Origin of the sequence: Corynebacterium kroppenstedtii (assembly GCF_016894245.1) — a bacterium.
GTDB lineage: Bacteria > Actinomycetota > Actinomycetes > Mycobacteriales > Mycobacteriaceae > Corynebacterium.
Map to the genome: position 1 here is coordinate 1,846,407 of NZ_CP069792.1, position 20,712 is coordinate 1,867,118.

Consider the following 20,712-nt stretch of genomic DNA (forward strand, 5'->3'; position numbering starts at 1 on the left):
TATATCGGGGTCGTATCGCAGAACGTCGCCCCTGTGACGTACGCTATTCACGTGGATATTTGGCACGGGTTGGATAACATACCGCAGTCCCTCGAAGCGTCCGTCGTTACTATTGGTGTGTTCGATGGTGTTCATCGTGGGCATCGTCGGCTTATCGGTACTGCTGTCCGTCGTGCTCGTGAACTGCATGTTCCCTGTGTGTTGATGACATTCGAACCTCACCCGGTCAAGGTGTTTGCGCCGGAACGTACTCCACGGCTCTTGGGAAGTTTGAAGGATCGTCAAGCGATGGCCGAAGAGCTGGGCGTGGATTATTTCTTGACCGTTGATTTCACGCGAAGCTTGGCTGCCTTGAGCCCAACTGAGTACATCGAGCAGGTCCTTGTTCAGCAGCTCCATGCCAGGGCCATCGTGGTTGGTGAGAACTTCACGTTTGGTCACAAAGCGGCAGGCACGTCTCAGACACTGGAAACTGAAGGACCTCGGTATGGATGCGATGTTGATATTGTCCCGCTGTTGAGTGAGGACGGTCATACGATTTCCTCGACATTCATTCGTTCTCAACTTGACCAAGGACATGTCGACGAGGCCGCGTGGGCTCTCGGGCGTCCGTATTCCGTCTATGGCGAGGTTGAACACGGCGCCGGGCGGGGTGGCCGGGAACTGGGATATCCCACGGCCAATCTCTATATCAACCCGGAGCGTGCGTTGCCCGCAGATGGCGTCTATGCCGGCTGGTTCACGATTGATCCTGGTGAGACCGTCGATGGAGATATGGAACCGGGAGTTCGGTATCCAACCGCCATTTCGGTGGGGATGAACCCAACATTTAACGACGATCGTCGGTCGGTTGAATCTTTTGTGCTTGATAAGCACGCGGATTTGTACGGTTTGCATGCGACAGTCGAGTTCATCGGTTATGTCCGGGGAATGGAAACATTTTCGGGTGTTGACGAGCTTCTCGCTGCCATGCACCGCGACGTTGACGCAGTAAGGGCGATGACGGCTCGGAAGTAGGATGAGCGCGGGTGCTTTAGTATTTCCTGGGGTGTGCATGACCTGGTTTTGGGCCTGCTGGATGGTATTTCGGGTCCATCCGAACATGTGGTAGCCTCGGTCGGGTATCAACTGCGGTCCGTTGCAGTTGTGAAAGCTGTGTCTTTTACGACATAGCGCATACGGACTGAAATAACGACCTCAATCTCAGGAGTTTTCCTATGGCTTTGTCCGCTGCAAAGAAAAAAGAAATCCTTTCCGAGTTCGGTCTTCATGAGACCGACACCGGTTCAACCGAGGCTCAGGTTGCCTTGTTGACCGAGCGCATTCGTCAGCTGACGGAGCACCTTCGTGAGCACAAGCATGATCACCACTCACGTCGTGGGCTTATGCTCTTGGTCGGTCGTCGCAAGCGTTTGTTGAAGTACTTGGCTGCTAACGACGTCGATCGTTACCGTAACCTGATTGCCCGTTTAGGTCTCCGCCGCTAATTGCTGCGTCGGCAATCGTGACTCGGTTCTGCACAGTGCGGCAGGGCCGAGTTTTTCATATCTGGAGCTTGTGAACGGTGCTTGGACCTGGCCGTGGTATCGCTGATGAAGCCATCCATAGAGGTAGGTAGGCGTGTCAACACCCCGTCGTCCTGCTCTTCCAGGTTTCACCTGCTAAGATGAGGTCGCCTGAAGATATATGAAGAAGAGATTTCTCGCTGGCGACACCGATGATCGCCCGGGGCACCCATAGAGAAGGACGGATTCCCCCTTTTATGACCAATAATCACTCCGTTTTTTATGACGAAGAGTTTGGCACCCATTCTGTCGAAGCCACGATTGATAATGGCGACTTCGGCTCACGCACTATTCGATTAGAGACCGGACAACTAGCTCGCCAGGCGAATGGCTCCGTCGTTGCGTATCTCGATGAAGACACCATGATGTTGTCGACGACGACCGCGTCATCCAAACCTCGAGAGGGCTTTGACTTCTTCCCGTTGACCGTAGACGTGGAAGAGCGCATGTATGCCGCTGGACGTATTCCTGGCTCTTTCTTCCGCCGGGAAGGCCGCCCAGGCACCGACGCTATTTTGGCGTGCCGCCTGATCGACCGCCCGTTGCGTCCGACCTTTGTGAAGGGACTGCGCAACGAGGTTCAGGTTATCGTCACCGTGATGTCCTTGGACCCGAAAGACATGTACGACGTCGTCGCGATCAACGCGGCATCTGCGTCGACCCAGCTTTCGGGGCTGCCCGTGTCGGGCCCGGTTGGTGGCGTAAGAATGGCTCTCATCGTCGACGACGATCATGAGGATGGTCAGTGGGTCGCATTCCCCACTCGAGAACAACACGAGTCGGCTGTGTTTGAAATGGTCGTTGCCGGTCGTTTGACTGATGAGCAAGTCCCGGAGAAGCCACGGAAGGGACGTCGTCGCGGTCGCAAGTCGAGTCCACGGAAAAAGACCGACAATGTTGCGATCATGATGGTGGAAGCGGGAGCGACGGAAACCGTTGTCGATCGCGTCAACGATGGTGCACCTGCCCCTACCGAGTCCATCGTCGCTGAGGGTATTGAGGCAGCAAAGCCCTTCATTGCCGAACTGTGTGGCGCTCAGCAGGCTCTTCGTCAGGCTGTTGACCCTGAGACCGAAGAGTTTCCTCTGTTCCCACCCTATGGGGCGGATATCTTGGCCGCTGTCGATTCTGAGTCCAAAGGGCGCATCAGCGACATCATGTCCATTGCCGATAAGCAAGAACGTGATGAAGCCCTCGCGTCAGACATGGATGACACGGTTGAGGCTTTGCTTGAGGAATTCCCGGAGCGTGAAGCGGAGATTCGTGCCGCCCATAACGCCGTAACAAAAGAGGTTGTCAGGTCGCGGATTTTGGCTGATGGTTTCCGCATCGATGGCCGCGGCGTCGAGGATATCCGGGATCTCGATGTCGAGGTTGATCTTGTTCCTCGTGCCCACGGCTCCTCGCTGTTCCAGCGCGGTGAAACCCAGATTCTCGGGGTAACGACGTTGGATACGCTGAAGATGGAGCAGCAGGTCGATTCCCTGGGACCCGTCGATCACCGTCGTTATATTCACCACTACAACTTCCCGCCTTATTCCACTGGTGAGACGGGCCGTGTCGGTTCCCCGAAGCGCCGTGAGATTGGGCATGGTGCGCTAGCAGAACGTGCTCTGATGCCCATGATTCCGTCCCGCGATGATTTTCCCTACACCATCCGTCAGGTTTCAGAGGCCCTGGGCTCGAACGGTTCTACTTCGATGGGGTCGGTGTGTGCATCGACGTTGTCCCTGTACAACGCTGGTGTTCCGCTGAAGGCCCCGGTTGCAGGTATTGCAATGGGCCTCGTGTCTGGTGAAGTTAACGGGAAAATGACATACGTCACCCTCACCGATATCTTGGGCGCTGAAGACGCGTTCGGCGATATGGACTTCAAGGTCGCGGGCACGGAGGACTTTATTACCGCGCTACAGCTGGATACGAAACTCGACGGCATCCCGTCGGATGTTCTTGCTGGTGCGTTGAAGCAGGCTCGAGAGGCTCGCCTCGAAATCCTCAACACGATGGCTGAGGTGATTGATGAGCCTGACCCGATGAGTGATTACGCCCCGCGCATCACGACGATCTCTGTGCCGGTCTCGAAGATCGGGGAAGTCATCGGCCCTAAGGGTAAGAACATTAATCAAATTACGGAAGATACCGGTGCTCGCGTGTCCATCGAGGATGACGGTACTGTGTTCATTTCCGCAACGTCCGGTGGCTCCGCTGATGCAGCGGTGGACCGGATTAATGAGATCGCCAATCCTCAACTGCCTAAGGTGGGAGAGCGGTTCCTGGGCACTGTGGTGAAGACCACGGCGTTCGGGGCTTTCGTGTCAATCCTTCCGAATCGTGATGGGCTTGTGCACATCTCGAAGCTTGGTGGCAAAAAGCGCATCGAGAAAGTCGAGGATGTTGTGAAGGTCGGTGACAAGCTTGAGGTGGAGATCGCCGACATTGATAACCGAGGCAAGATCTCGTTAGTCCCCGTGGATGACTAATGAAGCTGATATCCCCTGGGGTATCCATTGTTTCTTTGCCTCATGTCGTTCCTCACTTCTTGTTAAGGCTCGACTAACGGTTATAAACTAATCCGCATGGCGCGCGCGATTAGTCCCTGGGTACCTAACCAACATGGGGCGTGGGCAATGCTTCTGCTTCCCATCATCATGGGAATCTGCTTGGGCATTTGTACTCTGGTGAATGGTTCACCATCGGCCGGTGTAGTCATCATGGGTGTTTCCCGGTCGGTGGTGTTGTTAATAGCTTGGGCGGTCGGCTATTTTGCTTTTTTCGCGTGGGGGCTCTGGGCCAAAATACCGCCACCACGGAACGGCCGGTCGTCCGAGCGTAAGCACCAGGCTTTTGTAGCGACGGCTACGTATTGTGCAATCACGCTCGTGGCGGCGCTCATTACCGTGGCGCTTCGTCCGAGCTTGTTGCTGTGGGCACCCGCCTTTGCCATCGTCATGGGGGCTGCTCTGTGGGAAGTAGTCAGAAAGCGCCCGCGTTCTTTGCTTTCAGGTATAGCGACAGTGGTTGCGTCCGTATTAATGGTTCCCGTCGCCGACCACACGATCCGGGGCAGCATAAACGGAATCGCGTGGTGGTGGACCCTCATTTTAGGCATCTATTTCACGGGTACGATTATTTACGTCAAGACGATGATTCGGGAGCGCAACAATCCGCGCTATTTGACGTTCAGTATTGGATATCACGCAATATTTGTCCTTGTTTCCCTCGTGTTTGCTGTCTTAGCTTCGTGCGGGATTGTCACAGAATTGTCGCCCTATACAGGGCGGTGGTTGATCGTGGGAGCTTGGTTGCTTGTAGTTGCGGCCTCCATATCGCTGTTTCGTAGTTGGGCAGTGCCCCGCTCGGCGCACAACGGCGGGAAGTGGTCGCCGAAGCGGGTCGGGAAGACTGAGCAGCTCGTCACTCTTGGTGTCGTGATAGCGCTCGTTCTGTAGGGGCCTACTTCTTCTTCCAGCCAATGTCCTGCAGTTTGACGTTGCCGAAGAACTTAGGACCAAAGTTAACGAGATCCGGATTAGCCGCCGTAATGGACGGCCCATTAGTCACCGGCATAATCCCGTAACGCGCGAACGCCTCTTTTTCGAGTTCATTGGCCCGACGAATCTGTTCATCTTCGGTCGGAAGTTTCTGCAGCTCATTAATCTTTTCGTCCATCTCTGCGGTACCAGTTCCGGAGCGATTCAACTGAGAATCAGATGCATAGGTCTGTTGGAAATAAGCGACGCCATACGGATCCGACTGGCTAAATCCCATCGGGAACATATCGAAGTCACGACGCGTGACCACGTCGGAAAACTCCGAGCTTGGCCGTTCCTGGATCGATAGCTGCACACCAATATCGGACATCATCTTTTGTGTTGCTTGGGCCGTTGCCCGAGAAAGGCTGTCATCCCCAAGTAACACGTACTTCAATTGCAGTTTTTTACCGTCTTTCCTCCGCACACCGTCGGACCCACGTTTCCACCCGTCCTGCTCAAGTATCTGTTGCGCTTCGTCTTTATTGAACTTCACGACGGCACCGAAGTTGTCGTCATACCCTTTTTGACGGCTAAAGAGCTGGAACGATCCGGGCAGTTTCTCTGAGTACCCCATGCCATTGAACCTAATGGTGGCAAGCTGTGACCGATCAATGCCCGTCATGACCGCCTTACGAACGTTGATGTCGGAGAGAATATCTGACTTCGCATTGAGAGTGATCAGTGACGTGGACGGTGCGGCCCCGGTACGAATATCGACAAGCTTGCCCATTTTTTCTGCTGTCTTGAGCCGCTCACGGCTACCTACCGAGGTCGCGTCGATTTCACCGGCACGTAAGGCATTGATCGACGCTTGTGGTTCCATCTGCCGGAACGTAATGGAATCGAGTTTTCCTTTATCGCCCCACCACTTATCGTTACGTTTAAAGACGACTTCGCCTTTTTTAAAGTTGACGTGGTCAACAGTGTAGGGCCCAGCACCCCATTCAGGATGCAGAGTGCTTTTATATGCGTTATTGAACGTCTTAGCATCTGAAACTTGTGGGGGGAGCAGAATGTTGAATAGACCTTTCCACCAGGGATATACCTGGGAGAACGTCACTACTGCTTGTTTATCGTTCTCGCCGGGAGTTACAGATTCGATGAGTTTGTACCCATCGGTGGAGGAGGGGATGTAATCCTCATCAGTCCCGTTGTTTGCTTTCCACGTGTTTTCAAAAGCACGCCAGTCAATCGGTGTGCCGTCGTTGTACACAGCACGCGGATTGATGGTGTAGGTCAGAACCGTTTTGCCAGAACTTGTGTCTTCCTTGATATCAGTCACATAGTCGTGGTTCGGAGAGAACTCACCGCGCGGGGTGTACATAGCCAATTCGGGGTTGTAATACGACCAGATCGTGGTGGTGTAGCTCGTACCGTCGCCATGGAAAGGATTCTCTTGGGTCGTTAATTCGTCAATAGCTAAATTGAGATGCCCACCATCTTTTATCTGGTCTCGGCTCGTCGGTTTGTAGTCAGCAATGTGGTCATATCCCCGGTGTGAACTGCTAGCGTCGTCGTTATAACCGCATGCAGCCAGAGGCATACTTGATGTCGAAACAATGACGACGAGGGCCATGATGACCTTCGCGCGCACGCGCCGTTGTGCGTGTCGAACGGAGTGCCGCAGGGACACGAGTAAGGGGACGTTCACGGTTTTACCTTCCGACGAAGATGTGGCGGGGTGATGGATCGCTCGATCACGATGCATGCGCATGACAATCACTACTCGGCATCCACAGTGTGGACGGGTCGGTCGTGCGCTGCGTGAGGATCCGGAATCGGGATAGCGGCCAGCAGCTTTTTCGTATATTGGTGCTGGGGGTTGTCGAAAATGTCATCGGTATTTCCCTGTTCGACGAACTCTCCTTGGTACATCACCGCGACACGATCGCTGATATGTCGAACGACGGACAGATCGTGAGCAACGAACAAGTAGGAAAGACCTAGCCGACGCTTGAGGTCGTCGAGAAGATTGATCATCCCGGCTTGAATCGAAACGTCGAGGGCAGAGACTGGCTCGTCCAGGACGATGAGCGCGGGATTTGTTGCCAAGGCGCGGGCAAGACCAATTCGTTGCCGCTGACCACCAGAGAACGCACTGGGGAAGCGGTCGATATGCGCAGCGTTGAGACCAACAAGCTTCATCAACTCGGTCACGCGCTCGTTAATGTCCCCGTCGAAACCAAGACTCTTCAATGGCTCGGTAATGATCTCGCGCACGGTCATGCGCGGGTTGAGAGACCCCATAGGATCCTGGAAGACAATTTGTATGTTCTGACGCGCCTTCAGACGTGACTTCCGCGTGAAACGTGCCGCGGATTCTCCGCACAGTTCGATCGCAGTTCCGTCCGGCGGATTCAGATCCATGATCTCTAGCAGTGTGGTTGTTTTCCCGGATCCCGATTCGCCGACGATCGCAAAGCATTCGCCTTGTTTAATGTCGATATCGACGCCACGGACAGCGTGAACCGTACCCACACGACGCTTAACGAGTGCACCCTTGAGTAACGGGAACTCCTTGCGGAGGTTCGTCACAGACAACACTGTCGATCGTTCGCTACGTGGAGTGCCGGCGAGAATGTCATCGGCGAGAACAGGAGGCGGATACATCCTCGTATTGTCGATTCTTTGATCAACAACTTCGTGGGATCGGAAGCAGGCTGTGTTGTGGTCGGGGTTATCGTCGAGGGGGATCGCGAGTGGCTCTTTCTCCCGGCACTTGTCGATAACCACAGGGCATCGAGCAGCAAAGGGGCACCCCTGCGGGAGATCGATCAGCATGGGCGGGTGCCCAGGGATAGTGGGGAGTGCTCCTCCCGCTTGTTTGTCCACACGGGGAGTCGACTCCAGCAGTCCAATCGTGTACGGCATCTTTGGGTTGTGAAATATCGACGACACATCGGCGCGTTCGACGGGCCGACCGGCATACATGACAAGCACGTCGTCGGCCGTTTCCGCGACGACGCCCATATCGTGCGTGATCATGATCGTCGCAGCGCCTGTCTCCCTCTGCGCCACTTTGATCAGATCCAGAATCTGTGCCTGGACGGTGACATCCAAAGCAGTGGTGGGCTCGTCGGCAATGAGTATGCGCGGATTATTAGCGATCGCAATGGCTATGACGACACGCTGACGCATACCACCGGAAAACTCATGCGGAAAGGCCTTCACACGCTTGTGCGGCTCCGGAATGCCAACCATATCGAGTAGCTCAATAGCGCGCTTCCAGGCATCAGCCTTCGACATGGGGGAATGGCACTGAATGGCTTCAACAATTTGTTCACCAATGTTAAACACGGGGGTCAGAGACGACAGCGGATCCTGGAAGATCATGCCGATGTCTTTTCCACGGATCGCGCTCATGTCTTTATCGTTCATACCTATGAGCTCGCGGCCATCAAGTTTGATTGACCCAGAAATCGCAGCTGAGTCAGGCAAGAGGCCCATCACCGCCAGAGAAGTGACGGATTTACCCGATCCGGATTCACCAACAATCCCCAGAGTACGTCCTGGATATAGGTCGAAATCAACACCGCGGGCGGCGTGAACGGTTCCCGCCTCCGAGGGGAAACGAATGGTGAGTTCACGGACGGAGAGAATAGGTTTTCAGTCGACCGCGTCTGAGTAGATGACAACACTTCAGATGTCATGAGACATGTCCTCCAGCAGCAGAATAGGGATCCAGAGCATCGCGCAGGCCGTCAGCGATAAACGCCATGGAAATTGTCAGGAGTGTAAGGATCAGAGCCGGGAAGTAGAACTGCCACGGTGATGCGTCGACAGCTCCGGTACCGACCGTTAGAAGAGTGCCCAGGGACACGTCGGGAAGCTTCACTCCTAGCCCGAGGAATGATAAACCTGTTTCTGTCATCACCGTGGCGGGAACTCCGAGTGCAAATTGGATAATTAAGAGCGAACCAATATTGGGAATAAGGTGCCTAATCACAATGCGGGGAGTGTTAACACCCATATATTGTGCTGCTTTGACATAGTCGTTCTGTTTGACCGATAACGCCATTGACCAAATGACGCGCGCTGGGTAAATCCATCCGAAAATGATCAGAACTAAGATCAATAGTTTCCAGTCCCCGCCCGAACCAGAAACTAGTAGAGCGATGATCAAGAAGGAGGGGATGGCCAACATAAAGTGAATGAAGGTCAAAATGATCTTTTCTGCAATACCACCCAAGAGCGCCGCTACACATCCGATGAGCGCGGAGAGAATAGACACACCGAGAGAGACCGTCACAGCGATAATGAGTGACCGTCCTAATCCGTGGATTGTCTGGGCGAAGAGATCATTTCCAGAGTCTGAGGTTCCAAACCAATGTTCAGAACTAGGGGCAGTGGCTAGGTGGAGAAAATCCGGTTCCTCATAACTCCACTTCGAAATATATGGTCCAAAAATCGAAGCGAAAACCAAAATAAGAAAACCAACGACGCCGATAAGGGCCAGTTTGTTTCGTGCGAAACGACGCGCGTATAAGGCAGTTTTATGCTGAGCCATTTAACTCACCCTTACCCGGGGATCTAAGATCACGACAGTTATATCTGCGAGAATTGCTGCCACCGCGGTCGTGAAAGCACCGAAGGCGGCGACGGCTACGGTTCCGTATATGTCATTGTGCGATAACGCCGTAATGAAATAATCGCCCATTCCCTGCCAGGCGAAAATTTTCTCAGTCATAATGGCGCCCGTGAAAATCCCGGGAATAGAGAATGCCACCGAGGTCGCCACCGGAATTATCGACGTACGCAAGGCGTGTTTCCGAATAGCTTTACGCCGAGGTAGACCTTTCGCCCGGGCCGTACGGACATAGTCGGCGTTGAGGTTATCGAGGAGCAATGAGCGCTGCATCATGTGGTAGCCCGCGTAACTTACCAAGAGGAGTGAGAACGTCGGTAGAGCAACGTGCTGAAGGAAATCGAGGAGGGTAGGGAAGAATCCGTGAACGCCATATTTCGATGCGCCGGTGACATAAAAAATTCGGGAACCAGTGATTCGGTTGACCCATAAACCAAAGGCCACAGTAATGATCGATGCGACAACGATGTGGAGGTTCATGGTAACAATCGAAATTCCTTGCCAAATACGATCGCCCATTTTGTATTGATTACTGGCGGTGTACACGCCGATAGCAACACCGATGATGACGGATAACACTGTTGCTAACAGAAGAAGCTCTGCCGAGACCCAAATGCGAAATGAAATCTGCTGGTTAACAGACTCGCCGAGCGGAGACTCTCCCCAGTCCCAGTGAAACAAGATATTCGATAACCATGTCCACCACCGCTCGAAAAGTGGGGTGTTATCAGAGAGATTCAGCGGCTGAAGTGTGCGTTGAATTTGATCCTCTGGCAGCGGAGGTCGTCTGCCGACATAGTTTGACTTGGGATCGAGGAATGCAGTCGCAAGGAAGAATGTGATGTTAGTGGCAATGAAGATGATAGCGAGCCATCCGCCTAGCTTCTTCACCAAATATTTCGTCATAGTCAGGGGCCTCATCGTCACGAAGACAAGCTTTACGCATTGAAATGTAAAACTGATTGATGACGTGGCGTTGCTAAATGTCGAAACAAAGAGGTTACAAAATGTTTCGGCTGTATTACGTCGTGGTCTCTATCAAGCTGAGCTGGAAGAATGTGAATACGAGTCATAACTTTAATTGGGGCGACTCAGGCAGTGGGGTTACCGTCCGGGGGTAGCTCGGTATCGTGCGAGAAGGGGTAGACTATCGCCGTTGCGGTGGTAGCGACCACCCACATGACAGATATATCCACTAATGATGGGAGAAATAATGACTTCACCACTCAAAGTCGGTGTCATCGGTGCTTCGGGGAATGTAGGACAGACACTCGTTGCGGCATTGAAGGGGGAGTCAGACCTTGAACTTGTTGCTGCGGTGGACCACGACGATTCCTTAACTACGTTGCTCGATTCAGGTGCGGAAATCGCCATCGATTTCACGTCACCCTCGGCCGTAATGGATAACGTTAAATTCCTCATCGACCATGGAATTCACGCAGTCGTCGGTACGACGGGGTGGACTGATGATCGTTATGACCAGGTTCGTGAATGGCTCAAGGATTCGCCCAACACTGGTGTCTTAGTTGCTCCGAACTTTGCTATCTCCGCGGTATTAACGGAGAAATTAGCGGAAATAGCTGCTCCGTATTTCGATTCTGCTGAAGTGGTTGAGATGCACCATCCCGGCAAGAAGGATGCACCGTCGGGTACTGCCATTCACACGGCACAAACAATTGCTCAGTCGAGAGACAAGGCTGGATGCGGTGGCCAACCGGATGCTACTGAGCAAGCGCTCGACGGAGCGCGTGGAGCGTCGGTCGACGGTATTCCTGTCCACGCCATCAGGATGAAAGGTGCCGTCGCCCACGAAGCGGTTATTTTCGGCTCTCAGGGGCAAAGCCTGACTATCCGTCAAGATTCTTATGATCGCACGTCATTTGTTCCCGGTGTTTTCCTGGGAGTGCGCAAAGTGCCGGAACACCCCGGCTTAACCATCGGTTTGGATTCTTTCTTGGGGCTGTAAATGGCAACACCTAAGCCATGTGAAGTGTCTCTTATTGCTCATACCTCGTTTACTCTTCCCACGGGGATGGACTTGGGCTTTATTAAAGACTCTTCCGATGCGGATTCATTAGTCGAGTTTGCTGGCCGCGCCTGCTACGAAACATGGGATCGCCCCAACCCCCACACGGCGTCGAATGAAGCTTATATTCGGCACATTATGGAGGTAGGGCATACTGCTCTCCTTGAACATCCGACGGCGACGTTTTATATCCGGGGGCTTTCCCGGGGTTGTGCCCATGAATTTATGAGGCACCGTCACTTGTCTTTTTCTCAACTCTCACAGCGCTTCACGCCGGATGATGACATTGATGTCGTTGTTCCTGCAGAAATTGCCAAAGACAAACAATTAACAGATTTGTTCCTCGAAGCGTGTGATGTAGCCAGAGATACCTTTTCGGAGTTACTGAGTAGCCTCGAGAAGAAGACTCTAGGTGGGGCGTCGGGGCGTATGAATGCCCTTTTGCGACAGAAGCAAGCGCGGCAAGCGGCACGGGCGATTTTGCCGTCGGCAACCGAAACGCGGTTAGTTGCCACGGGGAATTTTCGGACGTGGCGTCACTTTATTGGGATGAGAGCGACGGAAAATGCGGATCAAGAGATCCGACACCTAGCTATTGCGATCTTGAAAGAGCTTCAGTCAGTGGCGCCTCATGCTTTCGGTGATTTCTCTGTGATCGAGCTCAGCGACGGGACTGAGGTCGCGACAAGCCCGTTTGTTAGTGAAAGCTAGTTGTTTGTGCCCGTGCCCCGCGGGTACCCTTGTCCGATATGAGCACTGGTATTGCAACACGGGCCGGCGCCGAAACTTTCGGAACTATTGCCGTAGCAATGGTGACGCCCTTCGATAGCGACGGTCACGTCGATATATCCGCAGGGGTGTCGTTGGCTAAGCACCTCGTTGATCAAGGGTGTGATTCCCTGGTTCTCGCTGGGACTACAGGCGAGTCCCCGACGACGACCGTCGAAGAGAAGTTGCGGTTGCTCAAGGCTGTTAAACATGAGGTGGGAGATTCCGCCCGCATTATCGCGGGGTCGGGAACAAACAATACGGCGACGAGTATCGAGTTATCCCGTGCTTCAGCAGAGGCTGGCGCGGATGGACTCCTCGTTGTGACTCCGTACTATTCGAAGCCAAGTCAAGAGGGCATTTATCAGCATTTTACGGCCGTTGCCGACGCTGTGGACGTGCCCGTCATGATTTATGACATCCCATCGCGTAGTGTCATTCCGGTTGCGAAGGAGACGCTGGCTCGCTTGTCCGAGCATCCGCGTATCGCAGCTGTTAAGGATGCGAAAGGGAATCTCGCAGAGGCCTTAGAGCTTATTCAGTCCACTGAATTGGCCTGGTATTCCGGGGACGATCCCATCAACCTTCCATGGTTGTCTGTTGGTGCAACGGGTCTTATCTCTGTAGTCGGGCACATTGCTGCTCCCGTGCTGCGAAGAATGTACGACGCGTATGATTCCGGAGATCTCCCTGAAGCTCAGCGTTTATCAGCATCGTTGTCCCCGCTCTATCATGCGCAAGCACGACTCGGCGGGGTAAGTTTTGCCAAAGCAGCTCTGCACTTGCAGGGCATTAATGTAGGAGAACCTCGTTTGCCTCAAATTTCCCCCAGTCCGTCACAGCTCGATGAGCTTGCTGATGATATGCGAAAGGCTGGTGTTCTGTAGTGCCAGATAACCGCACTCGCGGTCGGCGATCGACGCGTAAGGCCGGGTCGCCTGATGTTGACACATCTCAGCGTCCAGAGTTCACAGAGCCGAAAGCCAATACACGTAGTCAGTCCTCACCATCGTCGGATGACAATGAAGGCCACGCCGACCGCAATAAAGGCAATGGGCGTGATGGAAACCGCAATGGTTCATCGGGCCGATCGAATCGTGGTGGCAATAACAAGCACGGTGGCGGCAATGGTAATAAAGGCCGTAACAACCGTGGCAGTAACAATAAAAACGACAATGGTCGTTCAGAGCGCGGCGGTTCCCGGAACTCGAATAAGAACGGGAAAAACAATCGGCCCAATAAACGAGGCCGTGACCGAAACAGGGGACACAATAAGAATCGCTCTGTCGTGAAATCCATGCAGGGAGCTGACCTCACTCAGCGCCTGCCTGAGCCTCCTAAAGCGCCAAAAGATGGTCTACGCATTGTCGCTTTGGGTGGTATTTCCGAAATCGGCCGTAACATGACCGTTTTCGAATACCACAATCGCCTTCTCATTATTGACTGTGGCGTTCTTTTCCCAAGTTCGGACGAACCCGGCGTCGATCTGATTCTTCCTGATTTTTCCTATCTGGAAGACAAGATGGATCGCGTCGAGGCGTTAGTCGTTACCCACGGCCACGAAGACCACATTGGTGCGATCCCGTGGTTGCTGAAGCTGCGGTCTGATATTCCCATAGTGGCCTCGCGCTTTACATGTGCTTTGATTGCGGCGAAATGCCGTGAGCACCATCAGCACCCGAAGCTGATCGAAGTTAATGAGACATCCCACGAGAAGTATGGTCCGTTTGACTTGCGCTTCTGGAATGTGAACCACTCCATTCCGGATTGCCTAGGTATTGCGCTGAAGACAGGAGCCGGGCTTCTGATTCACACGGGTGATATCAAGCTCGATCAGACTCCGACCGGTGGCCGTCCCACCGATTTGCCGGCATTGTCCCGGTTCGGTGATGAGGGCGTCGACATCATGTTGGCGGATTCGACGAACTCCGCTACGCCTGGTTTCTCAGGGTCGGAAGCAGATGTGGCTCCGACGTTGAAACGTCTCGTTGCCGAAGCGAAACAACGTGTCATCATCGCCTCCTTCGCCTCGAACGTGTACCGAGTCCAAGCCGCAGTGGATGCTGCCGTCGCGGCAGGTCGAAAAGTTGCGTTCAATGGCCGGTCGATGATCCGCAATATGCAAATTGCGGAAGAGATGGGCTATTTGGAGGTTCCACGAAACACCATTGTTTCTATGGATGACGCCGCGAAGATGGCTCCGCATAAGGTTCTGCTCGTCACGACGGGTACGCAGGGCGAGCCTATGGCTGCACTGTCCCGTATGGCACGGCGTGAGCATCGGCAGATCACTGTCCGTGATGGTGACCTTATTGTTCTGTCGTCGTCGTTGGTGCCGGGCAATGAAGAGGCCGTTTTCGGTGTGATCAACATGCTCTCGCAGATCGGCGCCCGTGTGGTGACCAGTAAAGACGCTAAGGTACACACCTCGGGTCACGGTTTCGCTGGTGAGCTCTTGTTCTTATACAACGCAGCCCGCCCCAAGAACTTCATGCCTGTGCATGGTGAGTGGCGTCATTTGAGGGCCAATAAACAACTGGCCATATCGACGGGGGTTCGTGAGGATCACACCGTGCTGGCACAAAATGGCGTGGTTGTCGACCTCGTGGATAAACACGCCGACGTTGTTGGACAGATCCCCGTCGGAAACCTCTACGTCGATGGTGTCACCATGGGCGATGTGAACGCCGAGGTTCTGGAAGACCGCGCCCAAATGGGCGAGGGTGGCGTCATTTCTGTCACTGTCGTGATCGATAACCGAACAGGTATGGCATTGGAAAAGCCCCGAGTTGTGGCGTCCGGTTTCTCGGATGAGTCGCGCGAGATGATGCATGAGGTGGAGGACCTCGTCGACAACACCTTGCTTGACTTATCAGGCGAGGGCGAAAACGATCCTTACCGGATGGCTCAGCAAATCAAGCGTCGGATCACCAAGTTCGTGGGCGAGAAGTGGCGTCGGAAGCCATTTGTTGTCCCGACGGTTGTTCCTATGACATCCGACGAACCGTTAGTATCCGACGTGACGGGTACACGCGAATCGTTGTGATGTAGATATTGACTTGCAGCCTTGTCAGAGTCCTGGTCCCGCGCATCGGGGTCAGGACTTTTTTGTTATGAGGTGCGTCGTGAGTCGGTCACACGGCGGCCATCTAAACGTCCTGCGTAGGTTAATAATGTGAATGATGTGATGTGAGAGTCTAAAGTGGCATGCATGACTGCCCCTCGGAAAACTAGTACACGTAACCCAAAGACTCACCCTGCGAGTTCTGCGCGTGCACGGTCCCGGAGGGGCACACCAGCATCGAAACCACGAGGTGGATCCCGACCCGCCAACCGCGGTGAGGAGTTAATCCCTACCCAGGAATTCGAGCGCACAGGTAGCGCGTTTTCAGCCGTGGGATCCGGTCTCTCCGGTTTTTTCAGTAGCACAGCGCGGGGGTTGGGAAGTCTGACCCGCAAGGTTGCTTCTGTTCGAGGGTCACAAGGTAGTGTCCGAGGGTCGAACGATGACGATCTTTTAGACGATAGTGCCGACAGTGGTGACGTTTCAGGCGGTCGCACCCATAATAGTCATAATCAGAGCCTTGACCTGGAACCGCGACGGGGCAGCGGCCGGTTTCGTCGGACGTCTCCGACGTCTCGGGCGTCGGAGCCCTCAGACCGGCATACTGCCGATAGCGAAGAGAATTTTGACGATTATTCCGAAGGAGAAAACGTGTCGTCGGGGGGACATAGGCGTGGTGGCAGCACCTTACGGAGTGCATCTTCCGCACAGCGCGGCCTAATGGATGAGGGTGTCGACCAGGATCGTGACGCCTACGCCGACGATGCTGGAGTAGCTGTTGGTGGCGGGTACGACACTCCCGCGTTGATCGTCGCCGCCCTCGGACTCATCACCGCTGGATCCCTGTGGTTCGGGATTGGCGGTCCAGTGGGTGGTGCCCTGTCCACCGGCCTCATGATGGTCGTTGGGGCAGCTGCCTACCTGGTTCCCGTTGCTCTATTTTTCGTCGCCTGGGTACTGATGGTCGGCGTGACCGTCCGTCAAGTGAATCATTTTCGCTCCGGAGGGGCACTGGCACTGCTATTAATCGCGATGTTGGGCCTCGCCCACCTTTTTGCAGGCCAACCGTCGACATGGACAGGGCGGAGCCACGCGGGTGGTGCCATAGGCCTGTTCTCCGGAACTCCCCTGGCAACCGGATTCTCGGTGTGGCTTGCTGTGCCGGTTTTGCTCCTCATTATCGTCTGGTCGGCGATCACACTTGCTGGAACGACCATTAAAGATACGGTTCATGCTGTGTCCGAGTGGATGGGCTTTCGTTGGGGCAGGGGAGGATACTCAGGCGCTTCGTACGACTCTTATCAACCTGATGAGTATGACGAATCCGGTTATGACATTGACTCCGAGTATGAGGGCGTCGACTATGACGATGGTGCACGAGCCGACCGTCGTTATGCTCGCTCTGACCGCGACTTGACTCCTTACGATTCTGGCCGTAGGCACTACCCGGCACGCAATGTACCTTCCGATCCTCGGGTGCACAGAGATGGACAACCGCTCATCGTTGGGGAGGGGTCGCAGAATTCCTCGTCCCACGCGATCATCGACGACGGTTCCGGGTTTGACGACGACGTGCTGCCATCGGGTGCTCAGCAGTATGGCTCGTATGGGAACACGCCGATGGATAACTATCCCTTGGACGAAGATGCTGCACCGACGCGAGTGTTCTCATCAAGTTCGAGTGCTGGTGATCGTGGCCGCCCTTCCCACAATCCTTCGGGGAGGAGACCAGCACCGACGCTGGACGATCAACCTACCGACGTTAATATTGCCGGTCTTCGAGGCGGCATCCCGACGTCCGTAGATACTGCAGAGCCGCGAAATACCTCGCAGCAAGGAAATCATGGCAATAACACGCGGGTCGACGCCTCCTCACTCACCGAGGACGATGACAGTCCATCCGTAGTGAATGAGGGTTCGCCTCAATCGTCGGCAGTGAAGGTCAATGTTGCGGGTGAAGGTGCGCCCGAGTTGGTTGATGATGGTGACGGTGAACAAGGCGACAGCAGTACGGACGCGGTAAATGCCAGTCGCGAGGCCATGCGTCGGGCAATTGTCGCGCGTTCGGGTATTGATGCGGCAGCTAAAGCGCCGGGGAAAAAGCAATCGCGGCGTGCTTCGGCAGCGGTGAAAACAGCCTCACGAAGTCAAGAGGGCGATTCCGACTCATCATCATCGGATGCAGGACATAACTATGAACTACCTAGTGCGGATCTGCTTATCCCGGGTAAAGCAGCTAAAACCCGGACTGAGGCCAATGACCGGATGATTGCCGCCATCTCGGAAACCTTCTCAGAGTTTAAAGTCAATGCCAAGGTCACCGGTTATTCTCGTGGGCCAACGGTGACGCGGTATGAGGTTGAACTAGGGCCGGGCGTCAAGGTATCCAAGATTACGAATCTGCAGTCCAACTTGGCTTATGCTGCAGCGACGGATAACGTGCGTCTTCTCACTCCGATTCCCGGCAAGTCGGCAGTGGGGATTGAGGTGCCGAATGCCGACCGTGAAATGGTTCGGCTCTCTGACGTTTTGCACGCGCCAGATGTCATGCAAAACAACGACCCGATGTTGATCGGCTTGGGTAAAGACATCGAAGGTGATTTCGTTGCTCATTCGATCGCGAAGATGCCTCACTTGCTGGTGGCTGGTGCTACCGGTTCAGGTAAGTCTGCATTCGTAAACTCCATGTTGGTGTCCTTGCTCACCCGCGCAACACCAGAGGACGTCCGGCTTATCCTGGTGGACCCAAAGATGGTGGAACTCACGCCGTATGAGGGAGTGCCGCACCTTATTACTCCAATTATCACTCAGCCCAAGAAAGCTGCGAGTGCGCTGCAATGGTTGGTTGATGAAATGGAGCAGCGCTATATGGATATGAAATCCGCAGGTGTCCGGCACATCAAGGACTTTAATCGCAAGGTGGAGACGGGCGAGTATACAGCCCCTCTCGGGTCTGAGCGCGAAGTCAAGCCTTATCCCTTTATTGTCTGCGTGGTCGATGAGCTCGCTGATCTGATGATGACGGCTCCGAAAGAGATTGAGGACTCGATTGTCCGCATCACCCAGAAAGCTCGTGCCGCGGGTATCCATCTTGTCCTCGCGACGCAGCGCCCGTCTGTCGATGTCGTTACCGGCTTAATTAAGACGAATGTTCCCTCGCGTTTAGCATTCGCAACGTCGTCTCTGACGGACTCTCGAGTCATCCTTGACCAAGGTGGAGCTGAAAAACTTATTGGCATGGGCGATGGCCTCTTTATTCCTCAAGGCGCGGGAAAGCCGATGCGTATCCAAGGAGCTTTTGTCACTGACACCGAGGTGCAGGCTGTCGTCGATGCAGCGAAGGCCCAGCGGGAGCCGGAATACGACCCCAAGGTGGTCGAACAGGCTGAATCAGCGAAGAAAAAGATTGACGAAGATATTGGTGATGATCTCGAGGACCTGCTGCAAGCTGTCGAGATTGTCGTGACCAGCCAATATGGCTCGACGTCTATGCTGCAACGCAAACTCCGCGTCGGATTCGCGCGGGCGGGTCGACTGATGGATTTGATGGAATCTCGTGGCATTGTTGGTCCATCAGAAGGGTCGAAGGCACGTGAGGTCTTGGTGAAACCGGAGGAGCTGGACACCATTTTGTGGATGATTAAGGGTGCGGATCCTGCTGAGGCGCCGAAGGAAGACCCGAGTGACAACGAGGGAGCCGATGCCTCCTCAGGTGGCATGTCAGCCTCAACGACAAAGGTAGTTAGCGCCAACCCGTCGAGCGGGATCGTCTGATTGGACACTCGCTTCTTCCACCCCGGCCTGCACATCTGGTCTGGTCAGAGCTTGTGATCGTGGTTTTTACACATGCTTCATGTACCCTCTAGTAGCTGGAGGGGAGTATCCCCGTCGCGTTGGTGTCGTCAACACGGTGCCTGTGTTCGTGTGGAGTATCTGAGTAGGTGTACGAGCACAGCAGCACCCGGTATCAGCGGCTAGGCCGATCATTATCAGCCGTGCGCACAAGGCGTTCCGTTCGCGTAGTTGTCAATGATCGATGGTGTGGTGAGCCTAGTGGGAAAGACCTCCGGTCCTTGGTAGTGACGACCGGAGGTCTTTAATGCATGTAGATGGGTTATCGTGGGCGATCACAATCATCGTTCTCGTCGGAATTTTGTTGGTTGATTTTGTGGGGCACGTCCGGCGGGATCACACACCCAGTATGAAAGAAGCTGGCTTGTGGTTAGGTATGTACGTTGGTCTGGCCACGATATTTGGTATCTTCTTGTGGGTGTCCTGGCCGGCCCCGGGGGACCCGCACAAGCACGGGCTCGAATTTTTCTCTGGTTATTTCACTGAGCTGAGCTTGAGCATTGATAATCTCTTCATCTTCGCCTTGATCATCAGCTCCTTTAAAGTCCCGCGAGAGTTGCAACAAAAGGTTCTCGCGTATGGCATCGCGTTGGCGATCGTCTTTCGCGGTATCTTCATCGCCCTGGGTGCTGCAGCGATTAACGCGTGGTCGGATATTTTCTATTTATTCGGTCTCTTCATGCTGTACACCGCCATTAAACTGGTGGTCGACGAAGTTCGCGATGCGCCAGAAACCGATGTTGATGACATGTTCGTTGTTCGGACGCTCCGCCGTTTTGTTCCGGTATCGTCCGAGTTCGTGGGCCACAAAATGGTCGCAAAAGTGGATGGTAAGCGCATGGTCACACCAATGTTGCTGGCGTTGGTGACCCTTGGTGCTATCGACCTTCTCTTTGCCCTGGATTCCATACCTGCGATTTATGGATTAACTCAAGAACCTTATATCGTGTTCACGACTAACGTTTTTGCCCTCATGGGGCTTCGGCAGATGTACTTTTTGCTCGACGGCCTCCTGGAGCGGCTGGTCTATCTTCCTTATGGACTGGGCGTCATCCTCGGTTTCATTGGTGTGAAACTTCTGTTCCACGCTTTGGAGGAGAACAACCTGCCATTCATTAATGGTGGGGAGGACGTTCACGTACCGGAAATCTCGACAGTTTTGTCATTGGGTGTCATCGTCGTTACGCTAGCCGTTACTGTATTGGCTAGTATTATTAAGGACCGCAGAGATCGCGAGGCCGGAGGAATCTCCGTCCGTAATCGCATGTGAGGTCCGCCAGACGATAAGAGTGGCCGCAAACCAATTATGGTGATAAAAC

Annotated in this window: 14 protein-coding genes; 10 read left to right on the forward strand and 4 right to left on the reverse strand. The window is 54.2% G+C overall.

The window, feature by feature from the left end; all coding sequences use genetic code 11:
- Nucleotides 1-51 precede the first annotated feature (51 nt).
- From I6J23_RS07970 to I6J23_RS07985, 4 genes are all read left to right on the forward strand, one after another.
- A complete protein-coding gene (locus I6J23_RS07970; RefSeq protein WP_204581590.1) occupies nt 52-1,017 on the forward strand; it encodes a bifunctional riboflavin kinase/FAD synthetase in 966 nt (321 codons plus the stop codon).
- Nucleotides 1,018-1,217: 200 nt separating this feature from the next.
- Entirely contained in the window at nt 1,218-1,487 is a 270-nt protein-coding gene (rpsO, locus tag I6J23_RS07975; protein WP_046202199.1) for a 30S ribosomal protein S15, read from the forward strand.
- 275 nt (nt 1,488-1,762) lie between these two features.
- Nucleotides 1,763-4,045 carry a polyribonucleotide nucleotidyltransferase gene (locus I6J23_RS07980; RefSeq protein ID WP_239454875.1) on the forward strand — a complete coding sequence of 761 codons (2,283 nt, stop codon included), beginning with the start codon at nt 1,763-1,765 and terminating at the stop codon, nt 4,043-4,045.
- Nucleotides 4,046-4,141: 96 nt separating this feature from the next.
- The gene (locus I6J23_RS07985; protein WP_204581592.1) at nt 4,142-5,014 is read left to right on the forward strand and encodes a YwiC-like family protein; all 873 of its coding nucleotides are present in this window, start codon (nt 4,142-4,144) and stop codon (nt 5,012-5,014) included.
- 4 nt (nt 5,015-5,018) lie between these two features.
- On the opposite strand, the gene I6J23_RS07990 is transcribed toward I6J23_RS07985, so the two are convergent.
- Genes I6J23_RS07990 through I6J23_RS08005 form a run of 4 tightly spaced genes read right to left on the reverse strand, consistent with a single transcriptional unit; the run spans nt 5,019 to nt 10,589 of the window.
- Nucleotides 5,019-6,812 (reverse strand): ABC transporter family substrate-binding protein, encoded by a 1,794-nt coding sequence (locus I6J23_RS07990; RefSeq protein WP_239454876.1) that lies wholly within the window; start codon nt 6,810-6,812, stop codon nt 5,019-5,021.
- 8 nt (nt 6,813-6,820) lie between these two features.
- Complete coding sequence (locus I6J23_RS07995; protein WP_204583006.1) at nt 6,821-8,698, reverse strand: ABC transporter ATP-binding protein; 1,878 nt, start codon at nt 8,696-8,698, stop codon at nt 6,821-6,823.
- A 46-nt stretch (nt 8,699-8,744) separates the two neighbouring features.
- Nucleotides 8,745-9,605 carry an ABC transporter permease gene (locus I6J23_RS08000; RefSeq protein ID WP_204581593.1) on the reverse strand — a complete coding sequence of 287 codons (861 nt, stop codon included), beginning with the start codon at nt 9,603-9,605 and terminating at the stop codon, nt 8,745-8,747.
- Nucleotides 9,606-10,589, reverse strand: a complete 984-nt coding sequence (locus I6J23_RS08005; RefSeq protein WP_204581594.1) for an ABC transporter permease — start codon at nt 10,587-10,589, stop codon at nt 9,606-9,608.
- Nucleotides 10,590-10,896: 307 nt separating this feature from the next.
- Here I6J23_RS08005 and dapB point away from each other — a divergent pair, with 307 nt between their 5' ends.
- From dapB to I6J23_RS08035, 6 genes are all read left to right on the forward strand, one after another.
- On the forward strand, nt 10,897-11,649 hold the full coding sequence (gene dapB, locus I6J23_RS08010) for a 4-hydroxy-tetrahydrodipicolinate reductase (protein WP_204581595.1): 753 nt from the start codon (nt 10,897-10,899) through the stop codon (nt 11,647-11,649).
- Complete coding sequence (gene thyX / locus I6J23_RS08015; RefSeq protein WP_204581596.1) at nt 11,650-12,420, forward strand: FAD-dependent thymidylate synthase; 771 nt, start codon at nt 11,650-11,652, stop codon at nt 12,418-12,420. It begins immediately after the preceding gene.
- Between the two features lie 38 nt (nt 12,421-12,458).
- Entirely contained in the window at nt 12,459-13,364 is a 906-nt protein-coding gene (gene dapA, locus I6J23_RS08020; protein WP_204581597.1) for a 4-hydroxy-tetrahydrodipicolinate synthase, read from the forward strand.
- Complete coding sequence (locus I6J23_RS08025; RefSeq protein WP_204581598.1) at nt 13,364-15,523, forward strand: ribonuclease J; 2,160 nt, start codon at nt 13,364-13,366, stop codon at nt 15,521-15,523. Before dapA ends, I6J23_RS08025 begins: the two co-directional genes overlap by 1 nt.
- 165 nt (nt 15,524-15,688) lie before the next feature.
- Nucleotides 15,689-19,315, forward strand: a complete 3,627-nt coding sequence (locus I6J23_RS08030; RefSeq protein ID WP_239454877.1) for an FtsK/SpoIIIE family DNA translocase — start codon at nt 15,689-15,691, stop codon at nt 19,313-19,315.
- 325 nt (nt 19,316-19,640) lie between these two features.
- A complete protein-coding gene (locus I6J23_RS08035; RefSeq protein ID WP_204581599.1) occupies nt 19,641-20,663 on the forward strand; it encodes a TerC family protein in 1,023 nt (340 codons plus the stop codon).
- Nucleotides 20,664-20,712 lie beyond the last annotated feature (49 nt).

Bases quoted from the DNA above. Each gene is read 5' to 3' on its own strand.
- rpsO (WP_046202199.1), top strand. From the start codon at position 1,218: ATGGCTTTGTCCGCTGCAAAGAAAAAAGAAATCCTTTCCGAGTTCGGT.
- I6J23_RS07980 (WP_239454875.1), top strand. From the start codon at position 1,763: ATGACCAATAATCACTCCGTTTTTTATGACGAAGAGTTTGGCACCCAT.
- I6J23_RS07985 (WP_204581592.1), top strand. From the start codon at position 4,142: ATGGCGCGCGCGATTAGTCCCTGGGTACCTAACCAACATGGGGCGTGG.
- I6J23_RS07990 (WP_239454876.1), bottom strand. From the start codon at position 6,812: ATGCGCATGCATCGTGATCGAGCGATCCATCACCCCGCCACATCTTCG.
- I6J23_RS08000 (WP_204581593.1), bottom strand. From the start codon at position 9,605: ATGGCTCAGCATAAAACTGCCTTATACGCGCGTCGTTTCGCACGAAAC.
- I6J23_RS08005 (WP_204581594.1), bottom strand. From the start codon at position 10,589: ATGACGAAATATTTGGTGAAGAAGCTAGGCGGATGGCTCGCTATCATC.
- dapB (WP_204581595.1), top strand. From the start codon at position 10,897: ATGACTTCACCACTCAAAGTCGGTGTCATCGGTGCTTCGGGGAATGTA.
- thyX (WP_204581596.1), top strand. From the start codon at position 11,650: ATGGCAACACCTAAGCCATGTGAAGTGTCTCTTATTGCTCATACCTCG.
- dapA (WP_204581597.1), top strand. From the start codon at position 12,459: ATGAGCACTGGTATTGCAACACGGGCCGGCGCCGAAACTTTCGGAACT.
- I6J23_RS08030 (WP_239454877.1), top strand. From the start codon at position 15,689: ATGACTGCCCCTCGGAAAACTAGTACACGTAACCCAAAGACTCACCCT.
- I6J23_RS08035 (WP_204581599.1), top strand. From the start codon at position 19,641: ATGCATGTAGATGGGTTATCGTGGGCGATCACAATCATCGTTCTCGTC.